The sequence below is a fragment of the Desulfovibrio sp. SGI.230 genome, assembly GCF_050313065.1.
In the GTDB taxonomy this organism is placed as follows: Bacteria; Desulfobacterota; Desulfovibrionia; order Desulfovibrionales; family Desulfovibrionaceae; genus Desulfovibrio.
Genome location: NZ_JBNPKS010000013.1, coordinates 18960 through 33441, shown reverse-complemented (window position 1 = coordinate 33441; position 14482 = coordinate 18960). Strand labels below are relative to the sequence as shown.

General features: G+C 66.5%; 12 protein-coding genes. 11 read left to right on the top strand and 1 reads right to left on the bottom strand.

Going from position 1 to position 14482, the window contains the following annotated elements:
- Positions 1-184 precede the first annotated feature (184 nt).
- The 10 genes from ACQRAG_RS09810 to ACQRAG_RS09765 all read left to right on the top strand — a co-directional run bounded on the left by ACQRAG_RS09810 (position 185) and on the right by ACQRAG_RS09765 (position 12896).
- Positions 185-475, top strand: coding sequence for a TM1266 family iron-only hydrogenase system putative regulator (locus tag ACQRAG_RS09810; RefSeq protein WP_204626558.1), 291 nt, complete (start codon positions 185-187; stop codon positions 473-475).
- Positions 472-1722, top strand: a complete 1251-nt coding sequence (locus ACQRAG_RS09805; protein WP_427804053.1) for a [FeFe] hydrogenase, group A — start codon at positions 472-474, stop codon at positions 1720-1722. Before ACQRAG_RS09810 ends, ACQRAG_RS09805 begins: the two co-directional genes overlap by 4 nt.
- Before the next feature lie 11 nt (positions 1723-1733).
- Positions 1734-2120, top strand: coding sequence for an iron hydrogenase small subunit (locus ACQRAG_RS09800; RefSeq protein WP_427804052.1), 387 nt, complete (start codon positions 1734-1736; stop codon positions 2118-2120).
- 110 nt (positions 2121-2230) lie between these two features.
- Entirely contained in the window at positions 2231-3649 is a 1419-nt protein-coding gene (gene hydG, locus ACQRAG_RS09795) for a [FeFe] hydrogenase H-cluster radical SAM maturase HydG (RefSeq protein WP_304038402.1), read from the top strand.
- Positions 3650-3789: 140 nt separating this feature from the next.
- On the top strand, positions 3790-4827 hold the full coding sequence (hydE, locus tag ACQRAG_RS09790; protein WP_427804051.1) for a [FeFe] hydrogenase H-cluster radical SAM maturase HydE: 1038 nt from the start codon (positions 3790-3792) through the stop codon (positions 4825-4827).
- Between the two features lie 555 nt (positions 4828-5382).
- Positions 5383-6627, top strand: coding sequence for a [FeFe] hydrogenase H-cluster maturation GTPase HydF (gene hydF, locus ACQRAG_RS09785; RefSeq protein WP_427804050.1), 1245 nt, complete (start codon positions 5383-5385; stop codon positions 6625-6627).
- An 897-nt stretch (positions 6628-7524) separates the two neighbouring features.
- The gene (locus ACQRAG_RS09780; protein ID WP_300706077.1) at positions 7525-8502 is read left to right on the top strand and encodes an efflux RND transporter periplasmic adaptor subunit; all 978 of its coding nucleotides are present in this window, start codon (positions 7525-7527) and stop codon (positions 8500-8502) included.
- Positions 8502-10400 (top strand): ATP-binding cassette domain-containing protein, encoded by a 1899-nt coding sequence (locus tag ACQRAG_RS09775; RefSeq protein ID WP_329968980.1) that lies wholly within the window; start codon positions 8502-8504, stop codon positions 10398-10400. The genes ACQRAG_RS09780 and ACQRAG_RS09775 overlap by 1 nt, the downstream gene beginning before the upstream one ends.
- Positions 10401-10617: 217 nt before the next feature.
- Positions 10618-11757, top strand: a complete 1140-nt coding sequence (locus ACQRAG_RS09770; protein ID WP_303996798.1) for an ABC transporter permease — start codon at positions 10618-10620, stop codon at positions 11755-11757.
- Positions 11757-12896 (top strand): ABC transporter permease, encoded by a 1140-nt coding sequence (locus ACQRAG_RS09765; protein WP_303996796.1) that lies wholly within the window; start codon positions 11757-11759, stop codon positions 12894-12896. The genes ACQRAG_RS09770 and ACQRAG_RS09765 overlap by 1 nt, the downstream gene beginning before the upstream one ends.
- A gap of 125 nt (positions 12897-13021) precedes the next feature.
- Here ACQRAG_RS09765 and ACQRAG_RS09760 read toward each other — a convergent pair whose 3' ends face one another.
- Positions 13022-13744, bottom strand: a complete 723-nt coding sequence (locus ACQRAG_RS09760) for a potassium channel family protein (protein ID WP_168935389.1) — start codon at positions 13742-13744, stop codon at positions 13022-13024.
- A gap of 340 nt (positions 13745-14084) precedes the next feature.
- Here ACQRAG_RS09760 and ACQRAG_RS09755 point away from each other — a divergent pair, with 340 nt between their 5' ends.
- Entirely contained in the window at positions 14085-14477 is a 393-nt protein-coding gene (locus ACQRAG_RS09755) for a fluoride efflux transporter FluC (RefSeq protein WP_006009305.1), read from the top strand.
- Positions 14478-14482: the final 5 nt, after the last annotated feature.

Genomic DNA, 14482 nt, shown 5'->3' with positions numbered 1-14482 from the left:
CGACTTGCCACCGGTATCCCCTGATTGCTTTCAGGGCCCCGGCATCCGGCGCAGGCAGGGGCAGCGTGCAGGCATATCACGTGCGGCGGGCCCGCAGGGGCGGGCCGCAAGCCGGCCATGACCGGCGCACCGGGCGCCGGGGCCGTGCCGCCGCGCGTCACCGTCTTGGGGACACGGATACGACATGGTCAGTCAGGAAAAACGGATAGGTGTGGTGGCCCTCGCCATCCACGACAGGCAGGCCCGGGCGGCTTCCGTCAACAACGTCATCAGCCAGTATGCCGATCTGGTGGTGGGGCGCATGGGCGTGCCGTACCGTGAGCGGGGCCTGAGCATCATCGCCCTGCTGGTGGACGGCAGTACGGATGCCCTCGGGGCGATGACCGGAAAACTGGGGAACATTCCCGGTGTGAAAGTACGCAGCGTCCTGCTTACTGCCGCCGGGCAGGAGCTTTCCCCCAAGGAGGATTCATGAAGCGCATCGAGATGGAGCATATCGGCTATGTGCCGCATGTGCCGCAGCCGGGGCCGCATCCCGGTACCCTGCCGTTCGTGCAGATCGATGCCGAACGTTGCGTCGGCTGTGATACCTGCCAGGAGTACTGCCCCACGGGGGCCATCTTTGGCGAGGTGGGGCGGGAGCACGCCATCCCGCATCCCGAAGCCTGCATCAACTGCGGCCAGTGCCTGACCCATTGTCCGGAGCTGGCCATCTATGAGGAACAGAGCTGGGTCCCCGAGCTGGAAGCGAAGCTTGCCAGCAAGGATGTCCGCTGCATCGCCATGCCCGCGCCTGCCGTGCGTTACGCCCTGGGCGACTGCTTCGGCCTGCCGGTGGGCTCGGTCAGCACGGGCAGGATGCTCTCCGCACTCAAGGCCCTGGGCTTCGCCCATTGCTGGGATACGGAATTCGCCGCGGACGTGACCATATGGGAAGAAGCCTCGGAATTCGTGGAGCGTCTGGCCGCGCGCCGCGACCTGCCCCAGTTCACGTCCTGCTGCCCGGGCTGGCAGAAATATGCCGAGACCTTTTATCCCGACCTGCTGCCGCACTTCTCGTCCTGCAAGTCGCCCATCGGCATGAACGGGGCCCTGGCCAAGACCTACGGCGCGGAGCGTATGGGCTATGCCCCCGACACGGTCTACACCGTCTCCATCATGCCCTGCATCGCAAAAAAATACGAAGGCTTGCGGCCTGAGCTGGCGGCCAGCGGCCGGCGCGACATCGACGCCACCATCACGACCCGTGAGCTGGCCTGGCTCATCAAGAAAGCCGGTATCGACTTTGCCTCGCTGCCCGATGGCGGCCGCGACAGCCTGATGGGCGAATCGTCGGGCGGGGCCACCATCTTCGGCGTCAGCGGCGGTGTCATGGAAGCCGCCCTGCGCTACGCCTATGAAGCCATCACGGGCAGCAAGCCCCAAAGCTGGGATTTCAAGACCGTGCGCGGTCTGGACGGCCTCAAGGAAGCCACGCTGACCATCAAAGGCACGGAGCTGCGTGTGGCTGTGGTCCACGGAGCCAAGCGTTTCAAAAAAGTGTGTGACGAGGTGCGCGCGGGCAGGTCTCCGTATCACTTCATCGAATTCATGGCCTGTCCCGGAGGTTGCGTCTGCGGCGGCGGGCAGCCTATCATGCCCACGTTGCTGGAGCAGGCCCGGCGCCGGGCCACCAGCCTGTATGCCTCGCTGCGGCAACGCCTTGACCGCGCGGAAGTTTAGGAGGATACACCATGAAGATGATGCATCTGACCCGTCGCGGTTTCTTGCGTGCGGCCTGCGTGGTCGCGGGCGGTGCCATGATCAGCCTGCGCATGGCCGGTGTGGCTGTGGCCAGGTTCCGGGACATCAGGGACTACATGCTGGACCGCATCCACGGTGTCTACGGCGCGGATGCCGCCTTTCCCGTGCGGGCCTCGCAGGACAACGCCCAGGTCAGGGAACTGTATGCCGCCTATCTCAAGCGGCCGCTGGGCCCGCTTTCCGAAAAACTGCTGCATACCCGCTGGGCAGACCAGTCCGCCGGGTATCGCCGTCTGGTGGAGGCGGGGACGTTCCCCAATCCCCGTGATGTAGAGATGTTCGCCGCTTCTCCCTATCCTTACGAACACAAATTCTAGCCATCCTGCCGTCTGCGGAAAGGGGGCCACCTGACCCTGGGACGGTTTCCGTTCCTCTCTGTCGAGCCCTGTGTCCTGTCCGAAAACGGCGCACGCCAGAGAGGTTTGCCATGTATGATCCCCATTCCCTGCATGCCGAAGAATTCATAGATCACGAAGAGGTGCAGGAGACCCTTGCCTGGGCGGCGGAACACGCCCGCGATGCCGGGCTCATCGACAGCATCCTTGCCAAAGCCGCGCTCTGCAAAGGCCTGAGCCACCGGGAAGCCTCCGTCCTGCTGGCCTGTGAGCTGCCGGACAGGGTAGAGGCCCTGTACCGGCTGGCCAACCGCATCAAGCACGAGTTCTACGGCAACCGCATCGTCATGTTCGCGCCGCTGTACCTGTCCAATTACTGCGTCAACAGCTGCGTCTACTGCCCCTACCACGCCCGCAACAAGCACATCATCCGCAAAAAGCTGACCCAGGAGGAAGTGGCCCGCGAGGTCATCGCCCTGCAGGACATGGGCCATAAGCGTCTGGCCCTGGAAGCGGGCGAGCACCCCACCATGAACCCCATCGGCTACATCCTCGACTGCATCCGCACCATCTACGGCATCCGCCACAAGAACGGGGCCATCCGCCGCGTCAACGTGAACATCGCGGCCACCACCGTGGAAGAATACCGGATGCTCAAGGATGCGGGCATCGGCACCTACATCCTGTTCCAGGAGACCTACCACAAGCAGAGCTACGAAAAGCTCCACCCCGCGGGCCCCAAGCATGATTATGCCTGGCATACCGAAGCCATGGACCGCGCCATGCAGGGCGGCATCGACGACGTGGGTCTGGGCGTGCTCTTCGGTCTGGAAGGCTATCGTTACGAATTTGCGGCCCTGCTCATGCATGCCGAGCATCTGGAGGCCGTGCACGGCGTGGGCCCGCACACCATCAGCGTGCCGCGCATCAAGAAGGCCGACGACATCGATCCCGACGTTTTCGACAACGGCATCGACGACGAGACCTTTGCCCGCATCTGTGCCTGTATCCGCGTGGCCGTGCCCTATACCGGCATGATCATCTCCACCCGCGAGAGCCAGGCCGTGCGCGAAAAGGTGCTGCCCCTGGGCGTCTCGCAGATCAGCGGTGCCTCCCGCACCAGCGTGGGCGGCTATTGCGAGCCCGAGCCCGAAGACGAGAACTCCGCCCAGTTCGATGTCAGCGACCGCCGCACCCTGGACGAGGTTGTCCGCTGGCTCATGGATCAGGGCCACATCCCCAGCTTCTGCACGGCCTGTTACCGCGAGGGCCGCACCGGCGACCGCTTCATGAGCCTGTGCAAGAGCCGCCAGATCCTCAACTGCTGTCATCCCAATGCCCTGCTGACCCTCAAGGAATATCTGCAGGACTACGCCTCGCCCGCCACCCGGGCCGTGGGCCTGGACATGATCCGGAAGGAGCTGGACAAGATCCCCAGCGACAAGGTGCGCGCCCGCACCATCCGGTGCCTGAGCGCCATCGAGGCCGGGCAGCGGGACTTCCGCTTCTAGGCCAACAGCCTTTTCCGGGGCTGCTCCTGTCTGCCGGGAGCGGCCCCGGGCTTTCCCCGTGGCGTTTGCCGCCTTTTCCTTCCTCCATCCCGCCGGGCAGGGCCCTTCCTGTCCCGCCAGTCTTTCCAGGAGATCCCGCCATGCCGGAACCCGCACCGTCTTCCCCCGTGACGGCCTGTCCCGAGTCTGTCTCTCCGTCCGCGGCCCCCGCTTCCATCCCCTCCCTTTCCCGGGCCGAAGTGCGCGAGCTGCTTTTCGACCTGCCCTGGCCGGAGTTGCAGGCCCTGGCGCACCAGTGTCGCCTGCGGCACAAGGGGCGGCATGTGCATGTGCGCGGCCTGCTGGAATTTTCCAATGTCTGCCGCCGCAACTGCCGCTATTGCGGCCTGCGCCACGAGAACAGGCGTCTGTCCCGCTACAGCCTGTCGGCGGCGGAGCTGCTGCGGGCCGCGTCACAGGCCGTGGCCGCCGGGGTGGACACGCTGGTGCTGCAATCGGGCGAGATGGCCCGCAACCCTCTCTGGCTGGCGCAGATAGTGCGCGGCCTCAAGGAGCGCTTCGGCCTGCCCGTGACCCTGAGCGTGGGCGAGCAGCCGCGCGAATGGTACGCCCTGTGGCGGGAGGCCGGGGCCGACCGCTTCCTGCTCAAGCACGAGACCGCCGATGTCCGTCTCTATGCCGCCCTGCATCCCGGCTATCGTCTGGCCGACCGGCTGCGGGCCCTCTCCTGGCTGGCGGAGCTGGGCTATGAGGTGGGCTCCGGCTTCATGGTCGGTGTGCCCGGTCAGCGCCCCGAAAGTCTGGTGGACGACATCCTGCTGGTGCGGGACATGCGCGTGGCCATGTGCGGGGCCGGGCCATTCGTGCCCCAGGCCGATACGCCCCTGGGGCGGCAACCGCGCGGCTCCACGGAGCTGTGCCTGCGGGTCATGGCCGTGCTGCGTCTGGCCCTGCCCTGGGCCAACCTGCCCGCCACCACGGCGCTGGCCAGCCTGCGCCCCGAAGACGGTCAGCGGCAGGGCCTTGCCGCGGGCGGCAACGTGCTCATGCCTTCCTTCACCCCGGCGGCGCGTCGGGCTGCCTACCGCATCTACGACCACAAGGCTGTGGTGGACATGGACGCCGTGCGACGCGCCATTGCGGGCGCCGGGCTGGAGCATGCGCTGCCGGAAGCTTAGGCAGGGGAGAGCGAGATGTTTTGGCGGGGGAGGAAGGGGCGTTTTTTGGTAAAAACTGCCCCTTCCTCCCCCGTACCCCCTCCAACCCCGAAAAAACTTTGTTCCGGCCGGTATGGCGGGTCCCCGTCTTTGTCTGCGGGGGCAGGGACATCGCGGGGTGGCCGTGGGGATGTTTCCGGGGAGTGGCACGGGGCTTGGGTGAGCCGCTTCATCATCCGTCCCCTCATGCCGGGATGTCCGTGACAGGGCAGGTGTGGAACGGCCCCCCTTGTCTTTGGTGAGGAAAGGCTTCTGTGGCGGCGACGGCCAGGGAACGGGGAGAGCTGCTGCAAGCGGGCCTGGAATGTGCGGCGGGGCAGTGTTTTATGCTCTTTCGATGATGACGGCATGGACAGGTGCCCGTGGCGTTCCTATATCTGGAAGGAAAGGCCGGGAGCGCGGCTGAAGGCATGGGCCTGTCCTGTTGCCTCCCGTAGCTTCCGTATCAGGATTTTCAGCATACAAGTTAAGGCGTGTCGTCCGGCATGACCGGCGGCCAGCATGAAGGAGTTCGGCATGAACGAAAGTCCCAAGGCCCTGCGCCTGCATATCGGTCTGTTCGGGCGGCGCAATGCGGGCAAGTCTTCCTTGCTCAACGCGCTCGTGGGTCAGGACGTGGCCATCGTTTCCCCCACGCCGGGCAGTACGGCGGACCCGGTGGAAAAGACGCTGGAGATGGCGCCCCTGGGGCCGGTGGTCTTTCTGGATACGGCCGGGCTGGACGATCGGGACGCCTCGCTGGGCGTCCAGCGGGTGGAGCGCAGCCTGCGGGCCATGCGCCGGGTGGACGTGGCCCTGCTGGTGCTGGATGCCCCCTGCTGGGAGGCCGTGGACGCCGACACCGCCGCCCGTCTGGCCGTTGCGGGCATCCCCTTTGCCGTGGTGGTCAACAGCCGCGGGACGGCGGACACCTGTGATGCCGCATGGCGTCCTGACGGCCTTGCCGCGACGGTCCCCGTGCTCTGGGCCTCGGCCCGGGAAGGCTGGGGACTGGAAGGCATCCGGGCGGCGCTGGCCCGTCTGGCTCCGGCCGGGGCCCTGAAACAGCCGCCGCTGGTGCACGACCTGCTGCCGGAGCACGGCACGCTGCTGCTGGTGGTGCCGCTGGATTCCGGGGCGCCGCAGGGCCGCCTCATCCTGCCGCAGGTGCAGACCATCCGGGACAGCCTGGACGGCCGCTGCCTGTGCCTTGTGGTGACGGAAGAGCAGCTGCCGCAGGCCTTTGCCGCCTTGCGGGAGCCGCCGGATCTGGTGGTCTGCGATTCGCAGGTGGTGCATGTGGCCGCGCGCCTGACGCCGCCGTCCGTGCCCCTGACCACGTTCTCCATCCTCATGGCCCGCGCCAAGGGCGATCTGGTGGATCTGGCCCGGGGGGCGGCGGCCCTGACCCGTCTGCGGCCCGGCCAGACCGTGCTGGTGCAGGAAGCCTGCTCGCACCATGCGCAAAAAGATGACATCGGCCGCGTGAAGATCCCGCGCCTGCTGGCCCGGCTGGCCGGCGGCCCCGTGGAGACCCCCATGCTGGCCGGCAAGGAATTTACCGAATATGCGGGAGACGCGGCCGCCGTGGTGCATTGCGGCGCCTGCGCCATCACGCGCGGCCAGATGCTGGCCCGGCTGGACGAAGCCCGGGCCCACGGGCTGCCCATGACCAATTACGGCATGTGCATCTCGCTGGCGCAGGGCGTGCTGGAACGCGTGCTCTCTCCCTTCCCGGAAGCGCTGGCCGCCTGGCGTGCCGAAGCGCAGCTGCCGGGATAACCCGTAACCACAGGGCATGCATCATGCCCGGGAGGTCATATGCCTGGACCGTTGTTCGCCGTCATCGGCATCATCGTCATGTTCCTCGTCATGCGCTGGGTCTTCAAGAATGGCGGTTGCGGCTGAATGCCCCGTCGTCCTGCCCCGGGTCCCGGGGAAAAGCGTCTGGAAGAATTTTCCGCCCGGCGCAAGGAGGAAGACCGCTGACCCTTCCGGGAAAAGGCCCCGCGGCAGCCATGCCTGCGTGAGCCTGTCCCTTTCCCCGCTGTCCTGACCTGACGGCAGCGGCTCTCCTGTCCATGTTCCCCGGCCCGTCGTGTCCTGCGACGGGCTTTTTTGTCTGCGCTTCCCCAGCGCCGTCGTCATGGAGCCTGTCTTTTTCCTGCCCCTTCTTCCCTGTCCTCATCTTTCGCTTGTCCGGCATGGCCTGCCGTACAGCCGCCGGCCCGTGTTCCCCGGTCTGCGGTGGGCTCCTGTCTTTTGTTCCACCTTCCGTGCCGGATGCTGAGAGCTTATGTTTCCCTTATATCCTGCACAGCTATCAGTCTTTCTTGTTTCATGGACCGGGGCGGGAATCTCCTGCCGTCGCTCAAAGACGGGGACCTGCCATACCGACCGGAGCAAAGTTTTTTCGGGGTTGGAGGGGGTACGGGGGAGGAAGGGGCAGTTTTTACAAAAAACGCCCCTTCCTCCCCCGCCATCGCCGCCATCCCCATCCCCGCCCCGGATGGACAGGGCGGGACAATCTTCGTATGCTGCCTAGCCTGAGGGCCCTGACGGTCGCATCCGGCCGGTATCATGCCGGATTCCCAAGCCGGGGCCAGAATGGAGACGTGTCCGGGGCTGCGGGGCGCAGGGGGACTTCCTTCCTGACCGGGCTCCATGCGGGAGAGAGATATGCGGCAAAAGATTCTGGCAGCGGTGCTGCTTGTGGGCGTGGCCGTGGCGCTGGGCTGGTACTTCCTGTGGGACAGGACGCAGGGGAGCCTGGTGCTGTACGGTAATGTGGAAATCCGTCAGGTGGATGTGAGCTTCCGCGTGGATGGCCGTATCGCCCAGGTGCTGGTGGACGAAGGCGACAGCGTGCGCGCCGGGCAGGAGCTGGCCCGTCTGGACGACGACCTGTTGCGCCAGCAGCGGGACCAGACGGCGGCCCAATTGGCCGGACAGAAGGCCCAGCTGCTTCGCCTGGAGCGCGGTTACCGCACGGAAGAAGTGGAACAGGCCCGCGCCGCCGTGGCCCGTGCCCGTGCCGTGGCCGACAATGCGACCATCAATCTGAACCGCGTCAGCGCCATGCGCGCACGCAACGCCATCTCCCAGAAGGAGCTGGACAACGCGCGCAGTTCGGACAGGTCGGCCCGGGCGGAGCTGCGCTCGGCGCAGGAACAGCTCGACATGCTGCTGTCCGGCTACCGCGAGGAAGAGGTGCTGGCCCAGCGGGCGGCGGTGGATGCCGCGGCGGCGGCACTGGAACTGGCGGAGATCCGGCTGCGTGATGCGCTGCTGACCGCGCCGCAGGACGGCATCGTCCTGACCCGTGCCCGCGAGGCCGGGGCCATCGTGCAGGCCGGGCAGACCGTGTACACCCTGAGCCTGGTGGACCCGGTGTGGCTGCGCGTCTATGTGGACGAGCCGCAACTGGGGCGCATCAAGCCGGGCATGGCCGTGCGGGTGCGCGTGGATGCGGTGCCGGACAAGGAATTTTCGGGCCGGGTGGGCTTCATCTCTCCGGCGGCGGAGTTCACGCCCAAGAGCGTGGAGACCATGGAAGTGCGCACCTCGCTGGTCTATCGTCTGCGGGTGCAGGTGGACGATCCCGATAACGTCATGCGTCAGGGCATGCCCGTGACCGTGACCCTGGTGGAGCCCTAATGTCCTTCTGGTCCGCCTGGTGGCGGCGTCGGGCAGCCGGGGTGCCGGACACGGCCCGGTCTGCGTATGGTCGTGCCGATGGCGATGACCGGAGCGGGAAAGCCGGCCGGCAGGCTGCCGCCACCCCTGAGGCTGTGCAGGACGCCGCGACGCCGCAGGGCGGCATCGCCGTGGAGCTGCGCGGTCTGGCCATGCGCTTCGGGGCCGTGGAGGCCCTGCGCGGCCTGGATGCCCGCATCCCGGCAGGGCGCATCACCGGTCTCGTGGGGCCGGACGGCGCGGGCAAGACCACCCTGCTGCGCCTGCTGGCCGGGCTCATGGAACCGGCGGCGGGGCAGGCCCTGCTGTTCGGTCGTCCCGCCCGTGAGGTGGCGGCGGACGCGCCCAACAGCATAGGCTACATGCCGCAGCGTTTCGGCCTGTATGAAGACCTTTCCGTCATGGCCAACCTGCGCCTGCACGCCCGTCTGCGCGGTCTGGAGGGCGAGGCCCGCGATGCCCTGTTCGACAGGTTGCTGGCCTTCACCTCGCTGGGGCCGTTCACCCGCCGTCTGGCCGGACGCCTTTCCGGCGGCATGAAGCAGAAACTGGGCATCGCCTGCGCCTTGCTGGGGGCGCCGCGCGTGCTGCTGCTGGACGAACCCGGCGTGGGCGTGGACCCTCTGTCGCGGCAGGAGCTGTGGCAGATGGTCAGCGAACTGAGCGACGACGGCATGACCGTCATCTGGTCTACGGCCTATCTGGACGAGGCCGCGCGCTGTCCGGGCATCATCATGCTGGACGGCGGCCGCATCCTTTACGACGGCCCGCCCGAGGGGCTCACCGCCCGGGTGGAAGGGCGCGTGTTCCATGTGTCGCCGGGCAGCGAGGGCAGCAAGGCGGCCCTGGCCCGCTGGACGCGGACGCCGGGCGTGGAAGACGCCCTGATGCAGGGCAGCCGCATCCGCGTGCTGCTGGGGCGGGATGCCCCGGAAAGCACCCGGGCCGCCGTGCGCGAGGCCGGGGGCGAGAACGTCCCCGCCCGTCTGGAAGACGCCTACATGCACATGGTGGGCGGCCTCAATCAGGAGCCTTCGCCCTACGGCAGGACAGGCGGCGAGAGCGGCGGGCATGTGTCGCAACTGACCGTGGAAGCGCCGGAACGCATCGTGGCCAAGGAGCTGACCAAGCGCTTCGGGGATTTCACGGCGGCGGACCACATCAGCTTCACGGTGCGCGCCGGGGAGATCTTTGGTCTTCTTGGGCCCAACGGTGCGGGCAAGTCCACCACCTTCCGCATGCTTTGCGGCCTGTCGCGGCCCACGTCGGGCCAGTGCAGCGTGGACGGCGTGGACCTGCTGCGTGCGGGCAGTGCGGCGCGTTCGCGTCTGGGCTACATGGCGCAGAAATTTTCCCTGTATCTGGACATCCCGGTGCGCGAGAACATCCTGACCTGTGCGGAGCTGTACGGTCTGGCCCCGGAACGCCGCAAGGCCCTGCTGCCCGTGCTGGCGCAGGCCCTGGAACTGACCGATTTTCTGGACAGCCGCACCCACAGCCTGCCGCTGGGGCAGAAGCAGCGCCTGGCCCTGCTGTGCGCCACCCTGCACGAGCCGCCGGTGCTGTTTCTGGACGAACCCACATCGGGCGTGGACGCACGTACCCGCCGGGACTTCTGGAAGCATATCACGGCCATGACCGAGGCCGGTGCCTCGGTGCTGGTGACCACGCATTTCATGGAAGAAGCCGAATACTGTGACCGCATGGCCCTCATCTACCGGGGCGCCATGATCAGCATGGGCACGCCGGACGAGCTCAAGGCCTCCTGCCGGGGCTTGCCGGGCGTGCCTGAGGACCCCACGCTGGAAGATGCCTTCATCGCCAGCATCCGGCGTTATGATGCCGAGCACCCGCAATAGGGGATGGCTCATGCGGCTGCGGGGGAAAGGTAGCTCCAGCTTCCCCGCCTTGCTTTGACGGCCGCGCTGCCTAGCCGTTTGATGGGCGCGGCCCTGCGCTGTCCCTGACCGATAGGGCAGGGGGCCGGAATCTTGCGCCGGGGCGGCAGGGATGCGGGACGGGAAAGCGGATAGGAAAGATGGCGTCTGCAACAGCAGGCCGGGAGAGGGAATACTGATGCAAGAACGTCTGTCACGCCGCCTCTGGGTGCGGCAATTGCTGGCCCTGGTGGGCAAGGAGTTCCAGCAGATCGGGCGGGACCCCTCGTCCTATCTGGTGGCCGGTGTGCTGCCCCTTCTGTTCCTGCTGCTCTTCGGCTACGGCATCACTTTGGACGCGGGCGTATTGCAGCTGGCCGTGTTCAACCAGAGCGGCGGCCAGCATTCGCGGGCCCTGCTGACGGACTTTGCCCATTCGCCGCACTTCGTCATCCGTTCCATCAGCCATATGCGCGAGGGCGAGCGCCTGATGCGCGAATCCTCCGTGCAGGGCATCCTGGTGCTGGGCCAGCAGTTCGACGCCCAGCTGGACCGGGGCACGACGGCGGACGTGCAGCTCATCGTGGACGGTACCGAGCCCAACGTGGCCCGCTTCATCCAGAGCTATGCGCAGGCCGTGCTGCTGCGCTGGCAGGAGGCCCGGCAGGCGGGCGGGGTGCCGCAGGCCGGCCCGGTGAGCATAGAGGAGCGCTACTGGTACAATCCCACGGCCAAGAGCGAGCGCTTTCTGGTACCCGGAGCCATCACGGTCATCATGACGCTCATCGGTACCCTGCTGACCTCGCTGGTCTTTGCCCGCGAGTGGGAGCGCGGCACCATGGAGGCCATGCTGGCCACGCCCGTGAGCCGCTGGCAGATGCTGCTCGGCAAGCTCATCCCCTATTACTGCATGGGCATGTTCAGCATGGGCCTGTGCGCGCTGGCCGCCGTGACCCTGTTCGGCGTGCCTTACCGGGGCTCGGTGGGGGCGCTGCTGTTCATCTCCTCGGTATTCATGCTCTGCGCCCTGGGGCAGGGCCTGCTCATCTCCGTGAGCCTGCACAGCCAGTTGCAGGCCGCCGAGGCCGGGCTTTTTTCCGGCTTTTTGCCCGCCCTGCTGCTGTCGGGCTTCGTGTTCGACATCAACAGCATGCCGCCCGTCCTGCAGGCCATCACCCATCTGGTGCCGGCCCGTTACTTTAATACCTGTTTGCGGACGCTCTTCCTGACCGGGGACGTCTGGGAGCTGTTCTGGCCCTGTCTGGGGGCCATGAGCCTGCTGGCCCTGCTCATGCTGGGGCTGGTCTATAAAAAGCTGGTCAAAAGGCTGGATGTCTGATGCTGCGCGATGCCTTCCTGCTCCATATCCGGCGCATGCTGGCCATCGTGCGCAAGGAACTGCTGGTCCTGTTCTGCAATCCCATCTCCCGCATGCTGCTCATCGTGCCGCCGCTCATGCAGATCATCGTGTTCGGCTGGGCCGCCACCATGGAAGTGCGCAATGTGGACGTGGCCGTGCTCGACCATGACGAAGGCCCCCTGAGCCGGGAGATCGTACGCCGTCTGGAGGGCTCGCCCACCTTCCGGCATGTGTTCTTCCTGCGCGGTCAGCAGGAGGTGCGCCCGGCCATCGAGCAGGAAAAAGCCCTGTTCGTCATGGTCTTCGATGCGGAGCTCTCCCGCAGGGCCGCCCGTGGCGAGCCCGTGACCGTGCAGCTGCTGCTGGACGGCAGGCGTTCCAACGCGGCCCAGATCGCGGCCTACTATGTGCAGGTCATGCTGGCCGAGGTGGCCGCGCAGACACCGCTGGGGAGGCAGGCCGCGCTGGCGGGCGGCGGCAGCCTGGACATCCGGCAGCGCAGCTGGTTCAACCCCAATTTCGAGTTCCAGTGGTTCTTCCTGCCCAACCTCATCGGCATGCTGAGCTTCATGCTGGGGCTGGTGGTGACGGGCCTGTCCATCGCCCGCGAGCGCGAGGCGGGCACCTTCGACCAGCTGCTGGTCTCGCCGGCCACACCCACCGAGATCGCCCTTGCCAAGCTCATCCCCGGCTGCGTGGTGGGGCTGGCCCACGGCACCATCTTTTTGCTGGTCTCGGTCTTCGGTTTCGGCGTGCCCTTCACGGGCTCCGTCGTGCTGCTTTACGTGGCCATCTTCATCTTCTCGCTGGCGGCGGGCGGCATCGGCCTGATGATCTCTTCCCTGTCCTCCACCCAGCAGCAGGCCTTTCTGGGCGCCTTCACCGTGGGCGTGCCCTGCATCCTGCTTTCCGGGGCCGTGACTCCGGTCATCAACATGCCCATGTTTTTGCAGCACGGCAGCCAGCTCAACCCCATCCGCCATTTCACCACCCTGGTGCAGGGCGTGTTCCTGCGTGACATCACCTTCGAGGCCGCTTCGGTGAGCCTGCTCAAGATCTGCGCCATCACCGTGGTCTGCGTCTGCGTGGCGGTGTGGATGTTCCGCCGCCGCGTGTAGGGCCTTGTGACGGGGCACGGCGGCAGGGGAAGGTGTGTGCTGTATCCGTCGTGCGCTGCGGGGTGGGGACGACGCCCTTCCTTTTCATACGGAACATGGATGGCGGAAGTATCCCTGTGGTACCGCTACGGATTTTCTTTGGGGGCGGGCTCCTTGTCCGCCTTCTGGCCGGGGCGGCTGGCAAAGGTGCGGCCCACGATGGAGGCGATGACCACCAGCGAGTAGATGTTGGCGGACAGGGACACCAGCACGGTGGCATTGCGCGCGGCCCAGGAGACGGGCGTGATGTCGCCGTAGCCGATGGTCATGAGGCTGATGTAACTGAAGTAGAAAAGATCCTGCAGGCTCACACCGCCGGGATCGGGGCCCCGGAAGGAACCGGGCTGGAAGTTCTCCAGCAGCAGGAAGAGGAAAAAGCCGCTGTAGCCGATGAGCAGCAGGCCGGAAAGGCCCGCGCAAAGGGTCTGCCGGGCATCCAGGTGCAGGCGGTGCGTCTGGGCGCGGTAAAGCTGGATGAAGACTTCCAGCAGGATGATGAAGAAGAACAGACCGTGCAGCAAAAGCAGGCTGAACTGGAGCGCCCGGGGCATGGAGGACAGCGCCTGGAAGGGATGCAGGGCCAGGATGCCCGCGGCCGTCAGGGCCGCCGCCCAAAAGCCCGGCCGGAGGCGGCCGTACAGATTGATCCCGGCCAGCAGTTGCAGGGGCAGGTAGCAGGCCTGGGCCGTACCGCCATAGATTTTTCCGGGAAAAATGATATTCAGCAGGAACATGCAGACGAGGGAAAGCAGCAAACCCTCAAAACGGCGAAAATGCCACCAGCGGCGTCCGTGCAGCAAGGGGAACATGGGACCTCCCGGTCAGACGACTTCAGTACGGGAACATGTGGATCATGGCCTGCCGGGGCGGCAGACAGCGGAGCGGCGGCGTGGGCCACGTCTCTGTTGGGGCGTGGCATCGCAGGCAGGGACCGGATGTTGCCGGGCATCGCTCCACAGCTGCCCCTAAAGCAGAAGCGCGGGATTGCAAAGTCCGGTCGTCTGACATTTTTAAGCCGCCGCTGCCTTGCCGTGGGGGACGTGCGCCCGGGACGCGGCGGACGTCAGCGCGTTGCCGTAAAGGTCTGCCTGCTGCGGATGGGCGCGGCGGCGTCGGATACGGCCCACCGGCCTGCGATCATGATGGAGGATGACGATGGATGTGACGGCGCTGCGCAATTGCGGCCTTCTTTTTCTGGCGGGCGGGGCGGGGGCCCTGGCACGCTACGGTGTTTCGGAACTGGCCAACACGCTGGTGGGGCGGCAGTATCCGCTGGGGACCTTTGTGGTCAACGTGCTGGGCTGCTTCCTGTTCGGGCTGATCTGGGAGCTGGCCGCGGTGCGCCTGCTCATCTCGGACACGGTGCGCCTGATCATCCTGGTGGGCTTCATGGGTTCGTTCACCACCTTCTCGTCCCTGATCTTCGATTCCTTCGCCCTGGGGCAGACCCGTCTGGCTCTGCTGCTGTTCAATATCGGCGCCCAGACCATCCTGGGCTTCGCGGCCCTTTTCCTGGGCATGACCGTGGGCAAGCACTGGTAGGCCCG